At 42.2% G+C, this 18436-nt stretch carries 16 protein-coding genes; 5 read left to right on the top strand and 11 right to left on the bottom strand.

Annotated features, from left to right (window positions below; genetic code table 11):
- Positions 1-161 precede the first annotated feature (161 nt).
- Both NWP17_RS09625 and NWP17_RS09630 read right to left on the bottom strand, forming a co-directional pair.
- On the bottom strand, positions 162-338 hold the full coding sequence (locus NWP17_RS09625; protein WP_280654691.1) for a ribbon-helix-helix domain-containing protein: 177 nt from the start codon (positions 336-338) through the stop codon (positions 162-164).
- A 1280-nt stretch (positions 339-1618) separates the two neighbouring features.
- The gene (locus NWP17_RS09630) at positions 1619-3244 is read right to left on the bottom strand and encodes a DUF6930 domain-containing protein (RefSeq protein WP_280654692.1); all 1626 of its coding nucleotides are present in this window, start codon (positions 3242-3244) and stop codon (positions 1619-1621) included.
- Between the two features lie 323 nt (positions 3245-3567).
- Between NWP17_RS09630 and NWP17_RS09635 the strand changes: the two genes are divergently transcribed.
- From NWP17_RS09635 to NWP17_RS09645, 3 genes are all read left to right on the top strand, one after another.
- Positions 3568-3924 carry an iron-sulfur cluster assembly accessory protein gene (locus tag NWP17_RS09635; RefSeq protein WP_280654693.1) on the top strand — a complete coding sequence of 119 codons (357 nt, stop codon included), beginning with the start codon at positions 3568-3570 and terminating at the stop codon, positions 3922-3924.
- A gap of 610 nt (positions 3925-4534) precedes the next feature.
- Positions 4535-4954 carry a tetratricopeptide repeat protein gene (locus tag NWP17_RS09640; RefSeq protein ID WP_280654694.1) on the top strand — a complete coding sequence of 140 codons (420 nt, stop codon included), beginning with the start codon at positions 4535-4537 and terminating at the stop codon, positions 4952-4954.
- A 141-nt stretch (positions 4955-5095) separates the two neighbouring features.
- Positions 5096-5341 carry a hypothetical protein gene (locus NWP17_RS09645; RefSeq protein WP_280654722.1) on the top strand — a complete coding sequence of 82 codons (246 nt, stop codon included), beginning with the start codon at positions 5096-5098 and terminating at the stop codon, positions 5339-5341.
- On the opposite strand, the gene thyD is transcribed toward NWP17_RS09645, so the two are convergent.
- From thyD to NWP17_RS09670, 5 genes are all read right to left on the bottom strand, one after another.
- Positions 5325-6251 (bottom strand): thylakoid membrane protein ThyD, encoded by a 927-nt coding sequence (thyD, locus tag NWP17_RS09650; RefSeq protein WP_280654695.1) that lies wholly within the window; start codon positions 6249-6251, stop codon positions 5325-5327. The genes NWP17_RS09645 and thyD overlap by 17 nt on opposite strands.
- Before the next feature lie 47 nt (positions 6252-6298).
- Positions 6299-6724, bottom strand: a complete 426-nt coding sequence (locus NWP17_RS09655; protein ID WP_280654696.1) for an FHA domain-containing protein — start codon at positions 6722-6724, stop codon at positions 6299-6301.
- Between the two features lie 136 nt (positions 6725-6860).
- Positions 6861-9275: a heavy metal translocating P-type ATPase gene (locus NWP17_RS09660; protein WP_280654697.1), complete on the bottom strand. Its 2415-nt coding sequence runs from the start codon at positions 9273-9275 to the stop codon at positions 6861-6863.
- A gap of 312 nt (positions 9276-9587) precedes the next feature.
- Positions 9588-9863 (bottom strand): TM2 domain-containing protein, encoded by a 276-nt coding sequence (locus tag NWP17_RS09665; protein WP_280654698.1) that lies wholly within the window; start codon positions 9861-9863, stop codon positions 9588-9590.
- A 645-nt stretch (positions 9864-10508) separates the two neighbouring features.
- A complete protein-coding gene (locus NWP17_RS09670; protein ID WP_280654699.1) occupies positions 10509-12077 on the bottom strand; it encodes a CPBP family glutamic-type intramembrane protease in 1569 nt (522 codons plus the stop codon).
- A gap of 180 nt (positions 12078-12257) precedes the next feature.
- On the opposite strand from NWP17_RS09670, the gene NWP17_RS09675 reads away from it, so the two are divergent.
- A complete protein-coding gene (locus NWP17_RS09675) occupies positions 12258-12956 on the top strand; it encodes a uracil-DNA glycosylase (protein WP_280654700.1) in 699 nt (232 codons plus the stop codon).
- Positions 12957-13041: 85 nt separating this feature from the next.
- Here NWP17_RS09675 and NWP17_RS09680 read toward each other — a convergent pair whose 3' ends face one another.
- Genes NWP17_RS09680 through tyrS form a run of 3 tightly spaced genes read right to left on the bottom strand, consistent with a single transcriptional unit; the run spans position 13042 to position 15606 of the window.
- Positions 13042-13662 carry a hypothetical protein gene (locus tag NWP17_RS09680; RefSeq protein WP_280654701.1) on the bottom strand — a complete coding sequence of 207 codons (621 nt, stop codon included), beginning with the start codon at positions 13660-13662 and terminating at the stop codon, positions 13042-13044.
- A complete protein-coding gene (gene pyrF / locus NWP17_RS09685) occupies positions 13659-14399 on the bottom strand; it encodes an orotidine-5'-phosphate decarboxylase (RefSeq protein WP_280654702.1) in 741 nt (246 codons plus the stop codon). Before pyrF ends, NWP17_RS09680 begins: the two co-directional genes overlap by 4 nt.
- A 13-nt stretch (positions 14400-14412) precedes the next feature.
- The gene (gene tyrS, locus NWP17_RS09690) at positions 14413-15606 is read right to left on the bottom strand and encodes a tyrosine--tRNA ligase (RefSeq protein WP_280654703.1); all 1194 of its coding nucleotides are present in this window, start codon (positions 15604-15606) and stop codon (positions 14413-14415) included.
- A gap of 171 nt (positions 15607-15777) precedes the next feature.
- Between tyrS and NWP17_RS09695 the strand changes: the two genes are divergently transcribed.
- Positions 15778-17700, top strand: a complete 1923-nt coding sequence (locus NWP17_RS09695) for a transglycosylase domain-containing protein (RefSeq protein ID WP_483413723.1) — start codon at positions 15778-15780, stop codon at positions 17698-17700.
- Between the two features lie 63 nt (positions 17701-17763).
- On the opposite strand, the gene NWP17_RS09700 is transcribed toward NWP17_RS09695, so the two are convergent.
- Entirely contained in the window at positions 17764-18087 is a 324-nt protein-coding gene (locus NWP17_RS09700) for a DUF1825 family protein (RefSeq protein ID WP_280654705.1), read from the bottom strand.
- Between the last annotated feature and the right edge of the window lie 349 nt (positions 18088-18436).

The raw sequence follows: 18436 nt of genomic DNA on the forward strand, positions 1-18436 counted from the left end.
TTGAGAATTTTGGTAACTCATTAGCAGGACTTTTGCCAAAGCGTATTTACAGGGAAATAAACTTTAGTGAGTCAATTTGGGATGGAGAAACATAACCAGTTTTTTTGGCATATGGGATTGATCATCTGCTGGATCATCGACAAATCCGTAAAACTGGTTTTCTATTTTTTGGCTTGCTGGTTGTCAAAGAATATAGGTAATCCTCTGATCAGTTCACGAATTACATCTGTCGCAGGTCTACCTGTTTCTTGACAATACTTTTCTAGTTTATCTGCTTCCTGTGTTGCTAAATTGACAGTTATGCGTTTGACAGCCCATTTTTTGTTGGTCATTACCATGCTATTTGCTTTATATCTACTTTATTCAAAACAACAATTTACTCAAGAGCAAGACGATAGATTATCAGAATTTGTGTCAAGAAACAAGCGATCCTGGTAGGATAAAAAAATTCATCTTGGTCCAGTGCATTGATCGTTGTACAGTCAGGGATCAAAATAGAATTCTTATGGTAAGAGCAGAGAGATAACACAGTCTCTGGTACGGGAATTTCTACCAGTCAATTGTTACTCAAAGTCTGACAATTCAATTCTATTCAGTCAAATTGACACAGATACTGGGGACTAAGTAAAAAATCGTCCACCTGTTCTTGAGCAAGAAAACTAGAGCTTTTTTACCAATTAAAGTAAACAAAGACTCTGGCAAAGAATATGTGCTGCAAGACCGAGCAATGCTATCACTTTTAGATATGCTTTGGTCTGTGTACATCCATGTAATAGTGAATCATCACCCTACAGGAGTTAGAAAAAATTCATATGTCATACAGTGCATCCCTCAATAGTTAATAATTCCTCATTGGCAATGGGTGATTAAGATCAAACAGAACCGCCACTGATGGTAAACAGTGAGACAGTGCATCGTGATAAATCACGAATACTGTGACTCTTAAGTACCAATGGTGGAATTACTCTACTATCTTTCTACTGCTATCAAGTATGATCCTGACGTTTTTGAGAAATTGGCACACTAATTTTTGAAACTCCGTATCATAGCTGGTGCAAAATCACTATTATGTTCAGATCACATTAATGAATAAATTTCTGAAAGGTTCGTGGTGTAGTTTGAGAAAATTGTAAAATAGAATACATTTTGGTCTGCGACTTCCCATTTTAACAAATGTGTGGTGGTACTAGACATATATTATAACTAAAATATGAACAGCCCCAGCCTACTTCTTTGATGCTGGGGTTTCTACTAAAAACACACCTTAAACATCCTTTGACACTCTCCACGCTATCCGAGGGGATTCCAGCGTCACTGATGTTCCCTCTACTGGCGTTACTTCCCGTCTGCCCGACGGAGCCGCGTTTGCACGATTCAAAATTACTTTGGCTGCATTGACATCTCTTTGTTGGATGTGTCCGCAGTGCAGGCAAGAAAGAACCGTAGTTTTAACACCTACGGCATGGTAGAATATCACAGAAGAGGCAAAAATTAGAGGTGTTAGTGCAAGGGAATTAGTTGAAGAATGGGGACGGCGATTAAAATCGCCAACGGCTAACCCCCATGTCTGAAGCCGGTAGCTCTGCTCGCCGTTGATATTTCGGTCATAGGAGTTTTGTTAAATTTGGGGCATGAGTTGGAGAGTACCGATACCTAAATCTTCAGGTGAGAGCGATCGCGTCTCAAACAAAGCCATCATATCTCGCAGTTGGGGATTACCACGGGCAGATCCTGTTAGCCCTTTGGCAATAATCAAGCCACAGCAGCCGTTAGTATTTTTACATCGCTGATTCCATTTTTGGCGAGCCTCGATGTGAGTGGGATCATCATCTAGAAATTCACCAAACAAGAATAATTCACCATTTTCAGTTTGTAATAAACCCAGGTCATAGCACTCGTCATCAAAAGGACTAGTACCCGGATTAAAACAAATGGCTTTGAGTCCCCCGGACTCAGCAATATTTTCAATGATAGTTTTGGCTTTGGGGCGGGAGGTTTGAATTAAAACCACTGGTAATCCGTCACCTGCTTTTGAGACTTCACGACCTTGGTGAGTTTGAACTCCCTGACGTAAGGAATCTAGCATCTGCCAAGAAATTACCCCCAGACTGAGAAAGGAATCAGATGGTATCAAGTCGTCTCGTAACCAACGAAAGCCTTGTAAATCTGCCTCTCCTATTTCTATTTCTTCCATGTCGAAACCTGCCATTTCCTCTAGTTCTGCTGCTAACTGGGGCATGGTGGAGACAGTCACAGATAAAGATTCAATTGGTTCTGATTCTGATCCAGGGGGAGAAATGCGATAACTACGACTGAGACTAGGAAAAGTTTCACTATTGAGCCGAGCGCGGTAATCACGGAGAAAGTGTTTCAGACTCTCTAGAGCGACAAAAGCTGTGAGCGCTTCTTCTTCATACAAAACCGACCGCAATCCTTCTAAAGGATGAATATTACCAAAATTTGGCTTAATTTCTGCCATGGGAACATCAGCTAAATCTTGGTCTTCTTCCATTTCGTCTTCATTATCAAAGGTGAGAAACAGACAGTCCTGTTTTAAGAAGGCTTCTTCTAAACGTCTTTGTGATTCATCGTCCTCTACAACTGCTGCTCGAAACTGCTTGAGAGAATCTTCTGAACGATAAAACAAAATCCCATATTCCATTCCCAGCATCCCCATGACTGAGGTGTAGAGCTTACCCACATCCCACTTGTTAATTTCTATTGACAAGATTTGCTGTTCTTCTAAAAATTCCCAAGGAGCTATCTGCCAAAGAGCCATGGCTTGATTATGTAAGGCTTGTGCATACTGGGGAGGTAAATCGGGAATTTGATGATCTAGGACTTCTGTCAACCCGCGAAACAATTCGTCAATTAGGGGCAATTCCCGGACGTAATCAATGGTAATATCTAAATCTTGTAGCACACCGCGCAGGTAAAACTGAAGTTCCCGGTCTTTGACTACAATTTTTTGGGGTCTAGCGGGTTTACCGGGACTGTGGGGATGCTCCATGGCACGCATTAGGGTACGAACAATGGCTTCTGGTCCTGTTTCTGGAGGTACTACGTCCATTCCTCGGACGACACCTTGTGATCCGTCCACCCAAATAATACATTCTCCTTTGGGCTTTGAATCTGAATCATGGATTGAGGATAATGACACTGGACGACGATCGCCCTCCCATACAGAAGGAATTTGAGTTAATGTCTTTAACCGACGCCTGGTAGAGCGATTAAAACTGGTCATAAACTAGATTAATCCAAAAAAAAATCAATTTGGCAGTAAAATATGAGGAATGACTAGGGAGCAGGTCAAATCTTCCTGGCTACACCGTCAAGGGTGGTTGGTTAATTGTAATTTTAAATTTAGGTTGCCACATGGCTTAAATTCCCAAAATACTCAACTTATAAATAAACCTAACGTCCCAATTCTAGAATAAAAACTTTTAGCTGCTTTTGACCAGATGTTTACAATTTGCCAAATATTGATCTTCATCTCGCTAGAATAGGAACAAGATTTAAAAAGTTAACCGTCCGATTAGCTCAAACTAAAGCTTACTTTTTATACACATGACACAAGCAACTCAGTCTCAACAACGTGGAATTCAACTAAGCGAATCCGCCTTGCAACAGGTAAAATCTTTACAACAAAAACAAGGGAAAGAACTTTGCTTACGGGTAGGAGTCCGTCAAGGAGGCTGTTCCGGTATGTCTTACATGATGGACTTTGAGGACATGAGCAAGATCAACCCCCAGGATGAAGTTTTCGATTACGATGGTTTCAAGATTGTTTGCGATCGCAAAAGTCTATTATATCTCTATGGTTTAATGCTGGATTATAGCGATGCCATGATTGGTGGCGGTTTCCAATTTACTAACCCCAATGCAGCCCAGACCTGTGGTTGCGGCAAGTCATTTGGAGTTTGACCATAAAACGAGACGCAAGCCCCTGGCTTCAGAACCCTGGGGGAGTGTCAAAAAGCCAGGGTATCCCAAACATCGACGAACTATGGCGGTGTCGGTATGGTCAAGTAACTGGAGGGGATTTTTACCTTCCTCCCTGGTTGCTAATACGCAATTATCACCGATGATATTGAACTAAAGACAGGAACGAAATTGAACTGGATGTTGGGTTAGAAAGTTTTTACACCGATTATAATGGGTATTAAGAACCATTACCTAGGTTTTTCAGAAAACCTGAACAAGCTATCAAACACCCTCAAAGGAAGATTTAAACAAAACAAAAAGGTTCAAGTGGTATAACAAAAGCTAGAGCCAGATTTGCTAGAAAGCACTTAAGAATAAGTAGGCAACGGCATGAACACTCTAAAATAGTACGTAATACCCGATCATTGAGAAGGGGGATTGTCAATATTTCTGGTAATATTCCAGCATACTTGGAATTAAATCTGTCCTAGAAAAGACGAGCTTCTAAACCCATTTTTTGGTAAGATGATCAATGGTCGGTTGTGATTGGTGAATTTGTACTGACAGCTGACTGGTAACTATTGAGTATATAACTATTAATTGATTTGCTATGGCTCAAACAGTTGAATTCTTGTTTGATACAGGTTTAGAACGCTATAAAGCAGGTGAATCAGCAGAATCTTTAATACCTGTATTTAAAGAAGTGTGCGATCGCGCCCCTAAAACCGGTTCAGCTTGGATTTGTTTAGCTTGGTTGTATTTGCTAGAAGACAAGCCTAAACTAGCCTACAAGGCGGCACAAAAAGCGGTAAAGTTAAATCCACAAGACCCACAAGCCAGAGTGAATTTGGCGTTGTCAATGTTGGAAACGGGTGAAAAAGGCTTGCGAGAACACATTGATTTTGTGAAACAGTTAATTTTTGTTAACCCAGAATGGGAATCCGACATTAAGGAATCCATTGCCGATGGTCTCAGCCGAAAACCAGATTGGCAGAGTTTGGCAAAGGTGAAAACTTGGATATTTGAATAATACAGACTAGGGGCTAGTACCGCAACGCGGATTGGGGATTTTGAACTGGTTGAACTGTTTTCCCTAACACCACCAAAGGACTTTTTCAGCCAGCCCTACTTAAAAACGACAATCAACAAAGTTAGCATTTCTGCTTACATGATGAAAGAAAAATTATTAAACTGGCTTAACCTGGTTTTGGTTGCTGATGTGTTCTTGGTTTTATTTGGCTTTGGTTGGTTAGCGATCGCCGCCATTGGTGATGCTGCGGGAATAAACCTAGGTTTAGATTTATGGCATCAACTTTGGCAGCCCGTCTTTAATCCCGCCATTGGTATTCTCATGGGGGGCGCGCTTCTGAGCGGTTTACTCAGTTGGGTGTATCGTAAATTTATCTACTCCCGATAATTTGTGCCAATGCTGGCAATAAATTAGGGTATTGATACTCAAAACCTGTTTTTAAGGTACCTTTAGGAATGACTTGCTGACCTTCTAAAACTATCATTGCTCCCTCTCCTAAGAGGGCTTCGAGGGCAAACCCGGGAACTGGTAACCAAGAGGGACGCCGCATAACTTGTCCCAAGGTTTGGGTAAATTCTGCCATCCGGACGGGATGAGGAGCAGTAGCATTGTATACGCCTTCCATTTCTGGCTTAGTTAAAGCCTGCAAAATCAGAGTTACTAAGTCATCCAGGTGAATCCATGATAACCACTGCCGACCACTACCAAGGGGACCCCCTGCAAACAGTTGGAAAGGTGTAATCATTTTACCCAAAGCACCACCATTGCCTAGGACAATGCCCAAACGTAAAATGACAAGACGCACACCAGCATTTTTAACTTTTTGTGCTTCTGCTTCCCAGGCTTGACAGACTTGAGCGAGAAAATCATTACCAGATGAACTTGTTTCATCAAAGGTTGCTATTTCACTCGTACCGTAATAGCCAATGGCCGAGGCATTGACTAATACAGAAGGTTTAGGATTAGCTTTACCTATTGCTTCAACTATTTTCTGTGTACCTAGCTGGCGGCTATTGAAAATCTTTTGCTTTTCCACCGATGTCCAACGGTCTTTGGCAATGGGTTCTCCTGCTAGATTAACTACACCATCACAATGGGCAATCACATCTTGCCAAGAACCGGATTCTGTTGGTGTGTAGGCAACAATTTCTATATGAGGAAAAGCCCCTGGTGGAAAAACTTTTTTAGCCAAAGAAGTGTTACGAGTTAACACTAGTATTTGATTATTTTCCTTGTGCAGCCGTTCCACTAAACGACTCCCCACAAATCCTGTTGCTCCAGTAATCGCTACTTTCATAATACAAATGCGCCTCTACCAAACCCCTATTCTAACCTGTGTTGTTGTTATGTATCTTTTTCCTCCGTCATACATGGGTTTATGAGTGTAATATCAAACTCTGGAGAGTCTGCTGTTACGTAAGGCTGAGTATTGGCTAAAATGTAATAAATACCACGCACATTAGGACCAAAAATAATCTCATCTTCATTTTTGAGATCATGAACTGATATTTTACGTCCATTAATAATTAGTCCGTTGGCGCTACGCTTTCCCTGAGCATCACCATCTACAATCCGGTAAGAATAGCCATTGTTTTCTTCTGGTACTTTGACTAACGTAGCATGGCGACGGGAAACAAACTGAGATACTACACGAATATTACAGTTCTGGTCTCTACCAAGAGAGTAGAAGTTTTCCTCCAGAGTAAACTTCTTACAACCTTGGTCGTCCTCAACAATCAGTAGATGGGTTTCGTAAATTTTGGTGGACATTGATACATGATTGCTACAATTGATGAAAGTTTTGAAAGTTTAATTAGTCAAAATTTCTGTGATTTAGAGACATTTTACTATTCTAATTTACAAGATGTAAAGGGTAAAGCCCCCGTTTGCTCAACGGGGGAGGGTGTTAAAGACGATCAGCCAATCTCCTTAAGAACAGTGAATTGGTAACAACACTAACAGAACTAAAGGCCATTAATGCCGCAGCACCGGAAGGACTGAGGACAAAACCAAAATGGGGTAACAACACACCTGCGGCTAAAGGAATGCCGATTGTATTATATGCGAATGCCCAGAATAAGTTTTGGCGGATTTTGTTGAAGGTGGCACGACTGAGTTCAATAGATACCACCACATCATTTAAGCGATCGCGCATCAAGACAATTTCCGCAGTTTCCATGGCTACATCTGTTCCCGAATATAAAGCAATTCCCACATCTGCTTGTGATAAAGCTGGGGCATCATTAATACCATCGCCAACCATAGCAACTTTAGACGCTGATTTTGCTTGTAATTCTTGGATAATAGCGGCTTTTTTGCTGGGCATGACACTAGCGATGGCATCAGCACTATCTACACCCAGTTGTTTAGCTATGGCTTCCGCAGCTTCTAATCTATCCCCTGTGAGCAGCATTACCCGTAAACCCATGTCACGTAACTTACGGACTGTAGCAGCGGCATCCGGTCTGAGGGTATCTTGAACAGCAATGAGTCCGGCTAAATTTTCCCCCACGGCTACACCAACTACTGTTTTACCATCTTTGGCCAGGTGTTGAGCCATTTGTTGGGCTGTGTCACTGACAACAACGCCATGCTGACTCAACCACTCCCAGTTACCTAAAATTACAGACAAACCCTCGACAATGGCAGATACACCCAAACCAGGTTCTGTGTGAAAATCTACAGCATTAGGAATATACAAATTTTCCCCTTGTGCGGCTTGCCGAATTGCTTTGGCTAGGGGGTGGTAAGTGCCACTTTCCACTGCTGCTGCTAGTTGTAGGAGAGAGTAAGGTTGATTGTCTAGCAGTTCTGCCACTGCTAGACAATCCGTGAGGATGGGATTACCACTGGTGAGAGTGCCTGTTTTATCAAATACAACTGTATTTAACTGGTGTACTCTTTCTAATACATCACCACCTTTAATTAACAAACCTCGTTCAGCGCCTATGGCAGTTCCCACAATAATTGCTGTTGGTGTAGCTAGTCCTAAAGCACAAGGACAAGCGACCACCATGACGGCGATCGCTAATTTTAAGCTAGTGAGGAGGGGGGAGTGGGTAGAAAGGCTATTACTCGTGTGTGTAGATAGTGGGGAATGGTTCATCATTTCCATACCACCGGAGATAGTCACATCACTCCACAAGTGAGTACCGAAAAAGAACCAAAAAACAAATGTCAACACAGAAGCTGTCAAGACACCATAAGTAAAATAACCAGCTATTGTGTCGGCTAATTTTTGCACTGGAGCTTTACGGGTTTGGGCTGCTTCTACTAAAGTGACAATTTGTGCCAAAGTTGTATCTTTACCAGTACGAGTGGCGACTATAGCAATTGACCCTGACTGGTTGAGGGTTCCTGCGGACACCACATCCCCGATATGCTTAATTACTGGTACTGCTTCCCCAGTTAGCATGGACTCATTGACTGTGGTTTGACCACAGCGAACCTCACCATCCACAGGAATTTTATCCCCTGGTAGTACCTGTAACCATTCGCCAACACGCACCTTGTCAGCAGGAATGTTGACAATATTGGAGGTAAGAGTTAATTTTTCCGGGTTTGGGTTGAGAATCAATCGGGCTAGTTGTGGTTGGAGTGCCAGCAGTTCTCTAAAAGCAGCTGCGGCTCTAGTTCTGGCTTGTTGCTCTAAAGTCCTACCCAACAGGATAAAACCCAGCATCATCACTGGTTCGTCAAAGAAGCATTGCCAACCCATTTGAGGAAACAGTAGTGCTACTAAACTAGCAGTGTAGGCTGTTAGCGTTGCTAACCCCACCAGGGTATTCATGTTAGGTGCATTTCGCCACCATCCCCGCCAGCCGTCTATTAAAATTGGGCGGCCGGGAATGAGTATTGCCACTGTTGCTAATCCACAATGAAACCAGATGTTATTTAGTAGGGGCAGTATTTGACCGCCCATAGTGGCAAAATGTCCAATTCCTGACAACAGTAACAATACTCCAGCAATACCTAACTGCTGAAATGAAGAACGTATTTCTCGGCGCTTTCGCTCTTCTGCATCTTCTGGGGTGGCTGCGCCTGCTAATTTTTCGCCGGCTTGACGCGGTTGAGAGGGAAATCCAGCTGATGTCAATCGCTGTGCTAGCGCTTCTGGGTCTACTTCGCCAGTTTCTATCTCTATGACTGCTACCTCTGTAGCCAGATTCACACAGGCGCTTTTAACTCCTGGATATTGGGTTAACTGTCGTTCTACAGCGCTGACACATCCAGCGCATTTCATTCCCCCAACATCTAGAATAATTTTCTTGAAAGTAGGAGCTAGTTTTGGAGTAAGCTGAGTTTTCGGGGTCAGTTGCATGACAAGTGTTGGGTTCGCTACGAAACTTCAACGCCTGAATAAAAGCGTCTCTAATTTGAGCGTAGGCGAAATTGGGAAATATGACCGATCATTAACTTCGCTTCCATCTGAAATAAGTAATATAAATTACAGATAGCAGTTGTACAGGAATGATACTGATTAGACTTTTGGCAACATAGTTGATGTCTAAACCAGACATAACGCTGAAATAGCCCATACCTACCAACAATAACATCCCCCTAGTAAAATATTTTTGTTTATTTTTTAGCATATCCCTGAAAATAAATTGTCAGCACTTATTCGTAATTATTACTAAAACCAACCCTGCTTATTTACAAAGTAGACATTAACAAACTCTTCAGGTGATTTGTTCAAGTAGATCATGCCTTCAATTAATCCCATAAGCTGCATAATTAACAAACTAACGCCGTAGGTAAAAAAACCTCCTATTAAACCTATAGCCAGCATAATACAGCCTTCTGGAATATATCCTAAAACGAATTTATGAGTTCCAAATCCTCCGAAAAGAATGCCACAGTAACCGGCGATAAGTTGTTTAGTGGGTTGAGTGGGGTTTAAATTTGCCATATTATTCCTACTCCTGTAAATGTGATGATAAAATCTTAATCTTATGCACAATCAAGATTCTTAAATATATTTGTTTAGTAAATATATTGTTGATTTTTGGTTAAGAAGACTAAGCCTTAGTATTAATATCAAATTCTCAATTGATATGATAGAAAAGACCTATTATCTAAACATTATAAATAACAATCTATGGCCAGTCTGGATACAGATAGCTAGCACTGGTGATGAGAAATCACAGATTAGTTACTTTTAAGTAGAACACCTTTTAATTGCAAGTACCTGTGTTATTTGTAGATACTATTTCTTGTCCCGTTGATCAGGAAAAAATTATTCACAAGTAAAATCTAAATTCTGGCTCACGATTGGCTGCAAAAGTTTAATTTCCTGATATAGCGAATTTTGCCCAAGTGAAGTGAGGTACATTTTTATAAGTCAAGACGTATTGATCAGCGAGCATGATGCTCGCACTACAGTACTTTTATCATTTAGATTTGTATCTCACGTGTTTGAGAAATGCTATAACTATTTTGGAAGTACTCAGATACACCCATATAATACTATATGTTTACTGACAGTCATGTGGGGCTTAATTACTGTTATCTAAGCAAATATTTTTCCCATTGGCAACCGTGTTCTTATGTTTTACTAATTACTACTACCCAGAATAAATAGACTAAGTAAAGTGCCACTATTCCAAAGACTATGGAGAAGCATGGGAGCTAAGAGATTGCGCGATCGCGTGTAGACTATTCCTAAAACTATCCCTAACGCTGTCAGGGGCAGAATTTCCGATAAACTCAGGTGAGCTATGGCAAACAATAAACTACTCAAAACAATTGCCCCCCATACAGGTACATAACGAGTTAGAGAGGGCAATAAAAAGCCGCGAAACAGCAGTTCTTCAAAAATTGGGGCGGCTATGGCAGCTGTTGAGAAAAACATCCCCAAAGCCACGGTATCTTGACTTTCTAGCGCCAGTTGTAACAGGGGATTACTACCACCCTGACCATGCCATAATTGTTGATTAATCAACGACACCACCACCACTATGGGCAAAGCGGCGCAATAACCCCCAAATCCCCACAAAAACCACCCATCAGTCCCACGGAAACGAAACCAGTTTTCTGGTAAGGGAAAAAAGCGCCTGATAGATAAATAAAGCACTAACAGCGCACCTGATGCCACCATGATATAACTGATCAACACAGACAAAGCCTGAAACCTGACATTAGCAATGGGGCGCGGAATGGGGAGTAGTAAGACTAAAATTGGGACAACAATTTGCCCCATAAAGAAAAAGCCCACTACAAAAACCTGTAGGATCGTTTCTGTACCCCAAGGTGTTGACCAAGGTAAATCAGCATTTTGAGCAAGCACTGCGGCTTTACCTTTGACCAAACGTTGACCAATCAAGAAAACTAGTAATATAAAACCAATTAATGCTGTTATTGTGGGAATTGTGCCAATTACAGCTAATTTCAACACGGATTCACTAGCTGCTGCTTGCTGTTCCGCTTTAACCGTTGATAAAGCTTCTTGTCTTTGTTGTAGTTGGTACAGTTTAATTAAAGAACTGGAGCGAAACCAACTATCTAAATTTTTATTAATTAGCTGTTGAGCATTTGGTAAAAGACGGGGAGGATCACTCCATATACCAATCAACACCGCCGCAGTTTTCTGTAGTTCCGGCTTAATTTGGGAGCTTTGCCGTAAATTCCCCCAAATCTCCCTTGCTATATCCGTTTTACCCTGCTGTGCTTGTAAAATTCCTAAATGTAAATCTAATTCAGCCAGTAAGTTTTGCAGTTTTTCTGTGGATTGCTGCAACTTTTCTTGTTTTTCTTGAGGAGAAGCCTTAGTCTCAGGGGGAGAATTTGGTAAAGGTTTAGGAGGTATGGGAATATTTTGGGGTTGAGCCAGTTGGTTTTGGGCTTTGTCCAAATTAGTTTGAACTGACTCACGCACTTGCTGATATTGCTTTGTAGCACTTTCCAGGGGGTCGTCCCCCACTAGGGCTGCTTTAATAGCCGAGAAATTATCGTTATTACTATCTTGTGGTTGCCAGGCTTGTGCTTGTAAGGCAATATTAGTTTGATACAGTTCCAGACGATTTTGGAACTGCGGCTCCTGTAAAGTACCGAATAAAGACGAAACTGACAACAGGACGGCCATTGGTGTCAGGATAAAAAATAAAACTAACCGCTTAATCGTCATCTATTCCACTAGAAACCATCAGAGGGCAAAGCTTACCCTTTGGTAATTATGGCAAGAAAAAGAGCAAGTTTGATCAATAGTCAATATATTATTTTTTATGCCAGTTGTGATTGTAATACCGCCATAGGCGACTGAGAAAAACATAAAATATCTGGTGCTAACTCCTAAATCCCGGTTTTCATGAGCAGCGACATTCAACTCAACCTCTTTGATGATTTTAAATCTAACCAAAGACAGTTAATTCCCACAGACGCAAAAATCCCTATTCAATCTGGAACCTACAATAATATGACCGAGTTGGCACAAGACTGTAATCAGTGCCATCGTTGTGGTTTGGGGAACAATCGCACTCATGCTGTTGTTGGGCGTGGTCATCTTCAAGCACCAATTATGGTCATAGGAGAAGCACCCGGTCAAAACGAAGATGAAACAGGTTTACCATTTGTAGGTAGGTCAGGACAGTTATTAGAGAAAATATTAGCATCTGTCAATCTGAGTACTGAACACGATGTATACATTGCCAACATTAATAAATGTCGTCCACCCAACAACCGGACCCCCTCCCCTGATGAAATGGCAGCTTGCAAACCCTACTTATTAGAACAAATTCGCCTGGTTGACCCGAAAATAATTTTACTCACAGGTGCAACTGCGGTCAAAGGTATTATTGGCGACAAGCGAGGCATTACTAAAATTCGTGGTCAGTGGCTAGAGTGGGAAGGACGTTTGTGTATGCCAGTTTTTCATCCATCCTACTTGCTGCGTAACCCTTCTAAGGAAGCAGGTGCGCCTAAATGGTTAATGTGGCAAGATGTCCAAGCTGTACGGGCTAAGTTGGATGAAATCAGCACAAATAGGGTAAATTTTCCTGATAATTAGTGTTAATTGGCAAGTGTGTTATTCTTCAGATTTTAGATATTCCTGGACGGTCATTTTTGAGGGTTGTTGAGGAATAGCTATCATGTTAGTGTCGCCATTGACAATCTCGTAACCAAGTTTTTACGGCTTGGGCAATCACACCGTTACTACTATCCCTGGGGGGAGAGACTACTTTTGCTTGAGGGTCAGCCGCAATTTGGGTAAACATCATTACCAAGCGCCAACCACGATTAGTTTTTGTCAATAGCAATCGGTGGAATTGCTGTGATTGAAGGATTTGACCAGCTACATACTGCCTTTCTAAAGTGGTAAAAAAGACTTGTTTAACTTCTGTGGCTGTACTTTTGTGTCCAATGGATTGATATCCACGGGAGTTAATAGGTAGGGGCTGAAAGTCAGGTTTTCCCGCCACCAGTACATAACTGTAAGTATCATTGCTTCTATTGCCACTGCGGGCGCGTTGACTGACTCTGTTAGCATAACTTGGTAAATCTTGCAATAGCTGATTAGTTAATAATTCTAAACTTTTGTTGGAGCAAGTAAACTTGACTTTATTTCCCTTTCCTAGCTTCTCTGTTAATCCAGAGAAGATAGGGGTGGGATTTTGGGATAATGCTGAATTATTAATGCTATCTGCTGCTACAAGGGATAAGCTGAAAGCCACAAGCCACAAGCCATAATGTTTGTTTTTGACTGTTGCCTTCATGTCGCTGTGGTTAACTCCTCAACAATTTTTTCCCAGGCTAATTTTGGGTCAGGCGCAGCGGTGATGGGACGACCAATGACCAGGTAATCAGCGCCAGCGAGTATGGCTTGGGACGGGGTGAGCGATCGCTTTTGATCTCCTTGGTCTGCCCAAGTGGGGCGGACACCAGGACAAACTAGTAAAAAGTCATCTCCACAAATTTGTCTTAACTGTGCCGCCTCCTGGGGTGAACAAACAGCCCCATTCAACCCAGATTCCTTGGCCATCAGTGCCATTTCCCAAGTATATTCTGGTAATTCCAGAGGTACTTTTAAATCCCTTGCTAGTTGCCAGGCAGAGATACTGGTGAGTAAGGTAATGGCAATTAACTTGGGCGGTTGAACACCCCCTTGGCTTGCTCCTACCTGTAATGCCTCAGTGGCCGCTTTAAGGGCATCTTTGCCAGCAGTGGCATGAATTGTAAGTAAGTCCACTCCGTAACTAGCAGCACGACGACAAGCCCCAGCAACAGTGTTAGGGATGTCGTGAAACTTCAAATCTAAAAAAATCCGCTTTTGTCGAGATTTTAAAATTTCCAGGATTGAGGGACCAGAACTAGTAAATAATTCTAAACCCACCTTCCAGAAATTGACTTGGGGCAATTGGTCTACAAGGGCGATGGCACTCTGTAGATCCGGCACATCCAAAGGCACAATTATTTGGTGATTAGCCCTTCGGCTAGGCTGAGAATAAATCATTGGTCATCAGTGATTACTTGTTTAAAAGCCGGACAAACTTATTTTTGCCAACTTGCAGCACTCGCCCGTGTAGTTCACTCTTGGATTCAAAAATGGTATCAACGTCAGTAATGCGATCGCCATCCAGACGCACCCCACCTTCTTGAATTTTCCGCTTACCTTCCCCGGTACTTTTGCATAAACCACTAACATTGAGCAGGTATGCTAATTTGACGGGAAATTGTGGCACATCGGCTAAAAAGAACTCTGGTACTGCACCCTCCTTCCCTCCGCTTTTGGCTGCTTCCTTAGCTTCATTCGCTGCCGTTTCACCGTTGTACTGTTTCACCACTTCCCATGCTAAGAGCATTTGGCGATCGCGGGGATTTTCTGGCAGTTGGTCTAAGGGTAAATTTGTCAGTAGTTCAAAGTACTGAGACAGCAAATCATCAGGAATACCTTGTAATTTCTGATACTTTTCTGCTGGATGTTCTGACAGTCCCACATAATTATTGAGGGACTTAGACATTTTCTGCACACCATCTGTACCGATTAAAATTGGTAGTAGCAGCCCAAATTGTGGCTTTTGTCCAAAATGGCGTTGCAAATCTCGCCCCACAGCAATGTTAAACTTTTGGTCAGTTCCCCCTAATTCCACATCTGCCTCAACAGCCACGGAATCATAGCCTTGCATCAATGGATATAGGAACTCATGGAGGAAAATTGGATTCTCTTTTTTATAACGTTCAGCGAATCCCTCTTTTGCTAACATCTGTCCTACGGTCATGGTAGAGAGTAACTCAAGAATTTTCCCTAAATTCAGATGGGAAAGCCATTGAGAGTTATAACGTACCTCTAATCTACCTGGTGTGTCAAAATCCAAAATAGGGCGCACCTGGTCAAGATAAGTTTGAGCATTTCGTGCCACATCTGCTTCTGTTAGCTGACGACGCACCTCAGATTTACCGGTAGGATCGCCAATACGAGCCGTAAAATCACCAATAATGAGAACTGCTATATGACCAGCATCTTGAAAAGCCCGCAGTTTGCGTACCGGTATGCTATGACCGAGATGAATATCATATCCTGTAGGGTCAATTCCCAATTTCACCCGGAGAGGTCGGTTTGTAGTTACCAAGCGCTGCTCTAAACTTTCACTTTCACTGTCAGTTGACGGGGGGAAAATTTCTACTGTTCCACGATGTAGCCAAGAAAAATTTTGCGTCATACTCGGAGATTCGCTATTAACTACGCTCTTACTATAAGTTAGGTTGGTTATATTCACAGGCAATTTATCGGTACTTTAATTTATTAAATTACATATAATTGCCAACAATTAACCGCCAAGCTTCATTGAATGAATTAAAGTTATATTTACAAATGAGGAAGTAAGAACGCCGTGTCGTCTTCTAGGACTTTTACAAATAAGCAGCCACAACCTCAGGCTTCATCAGGTTTTGACTTTTTCAAAGGAGTAGGTCAAATCACTGGGGGTACTCTGCTGTCAATCACAATGCTGGCAAGCTCTATTGTAGCCGGAGGGTTGGTTGGTCTGGCTATTAGTTTCCGTAACTTGCCAGATGTTAGACAGCTGCGAAACTTTTTGCCTACAGAAACCACTTATATTTATGACATTGAGGGCAAACTGTTAACCCATATCCACGGGGAAGCCAACCGAGAGGTTGTACCTCTAGATAGAATTTCCCCACATCTGAAACGAGCAGTACTGGCTAGCGAAGATAGTCACTTTTACGATCATCACGGTATCAACCCCAGTGGTGTAGGACGTGCTTTGATAGTTAACTTGGTAGCTGGTAGGGTGAGAGAGGGAGGCTCTACCATCACTATGCAGTTGGTGAAAAATTTGTTTTTAACTCAAAAACGTGCTTTTACTCGTAAGCTAGCTGAAGCAGTACTGGCAATTAGGTTAGAGCAAATTTTGAGCAAAGACCAAATTTTGGAAATGTACCTCAATCAAGTGTATTGGGGTCATAATAACTATGGTGTACAAACCGCAGCACGTAGTTATTTCAACAAGTCAGCAGCAGTCTTAAACTTGGCGGAGTCAGCGATGATGGCGGGTTTAATTCAAGCCCCAGAAGAGTTTAGCCCGTTTGCCAATAAGAGATTGGCAAAGGTCAAACAAAAGGAAGTTTTGGGGCGGATGCTGGAGTTGAATTGGATCAGTCAGCAAGAATATGATGATGCGGTGAACCAAGAACTGAAATTTGGCAGGATCAGGTCATTCCAAGGTAGTGCTTTACCTTATGTCACCAATACAGTAGCCCAAGAATTAGTACAAAAATTTGGGCGTGAGACACTGCTCAAAGGCGGAATGCGTGTACAAACGACTATTGATACAGAGTTTCAAATGATGGCGGAAGCAACTGTCAGCAAGTGGAGTCAAAAACTGATCAGTCAAGGTTTGCGTGGTAATCAAATTGCTTTGGTAGCTGTAGACCCCCGCACCCATTTTGTTAAGGCACTGGTGGGCGGTGTAGACCCTAAAATTAGCGAGTTTAACCGGGCTACCCAAGCCCAGCGTCAACCAGGCTCGGCGTTTAAACCAATCGTATATTATGCTGCATTTGTTAGTGGTAAGTATACACCGGATAGTATAGTACAAGATACACCAGTTAGTTATCAAGATGGTAGCGGTTGGTACAGACCAAGAAACTATGACGGTGGTTTTCAAGGATCAATAACAATACGGTCAGCCTTAGCTCAGTCTCGGAATATCCCGGTAATCAGGTTAGGTATGTCTATAGGTATGAATAAAGTGGTGGAGGTCGCCCGTACCATGGGAATCAACAGTCCCATGGCACCTGTGACTTCTTTGCCCCTGGGGGCTATTGGCATTACACCCCTGGAATTAGCCAGCGCTTACGCTACCTTTGCCAATTATGGCTGGCAATCGCCACCAACAGTGATGGCTCGTGTTACTGACAGTAGTGGTAATATTTTGGTAGATAATACACCAAAACCTCAGTTAGTTTTGGATCAATGGGCATCGGCAGCAACTATTGATATCATGCGTTCAGTAGTTACCACCGGGACTGGTAGAGCAGCAGATATAGGCCGCCCCAGTGCTGGTAAGACAGGAACAACCTCCTCAGAAAGAGATATTTGGTATGTGGGTACTGTGCCACAGTTAACAACTGCCGTCTGGGTGGGTAGAGACGATAACAGACCATTATCTAGAGGTGCAACCGGGGGTGGTATGGTGGCTCCCATTTGGAAAGACTTTATGCAGCAAGCTCTGAAGGGTGTACCTGCGGAGAACTTTAAGCCTCCTTCTCAGTTTAAGCGCCCGAAATCATAAATGAGAAGGGATTTTGGATGGTAGTTAGCCCAAAATCCCTAATAATAGAACATCTAAAGTTCACTATTGTTGTTTTTCTAGTTCGGTTTTCATTCGCTGTAGGGTCAGGTGCATTTGCTCAAACATTTGTTGGGGAGTTATACCAAATTGACCAAGCTGGGTCTTGAGTTGTTGCACAGTCATCTGAGCCATGAAATCTTCCGATAGCTCGAATCGCTTCATAAATACGCGATAGCGATCCATCATAGCTTCCATTTGCTCAATAAACAGCTTTTTGCCCTCACGATCAAACTTGCCGTACTTATTGCCAAGGTTGATAAGTGCTTGATAATCTTCAAACAGCTGTTTTGCTTCTTGCTGAACTATATCAGAGTCAAAGAATCCCATTTTGCTTCTATTCAACTGAGTGTTGAAACTCAGCAGCTTATATTTTTGCCTCTATCACTATTCTAGTATAGGGATTTCATCTAGGGAAAAAGTTTCGGTTAGAGTACGGTTTTTTACCGGAATTTCAACACTTGACTATACGGGTAATAGGTCAGATATCAATACCATCAGGGATAAGTTTCATCCCAAAGACACGACGAGTTCCAATTTTTTCTAAAAAAATTACAGCGATCGCCTGGGGTATCAGCGAAGCCAATGGCTGAAATTCATGCTACAGCAAAGTGCAAAATGTAATATTCTGAGTATCAACTAGCTAAAAACTGTTTTAATTTCTTAATCAGGACTTTGG

The organism is Chrysosporum bergii ANA360D, from assembly GCF_029891735.1.
GTDB classification, from domain to species: Bacteria; Cyanobacteriota; Cyanobacteriia; order Cyanobacteriales; family Nostocaceae; genus Umezakia; species Umezakia bergii.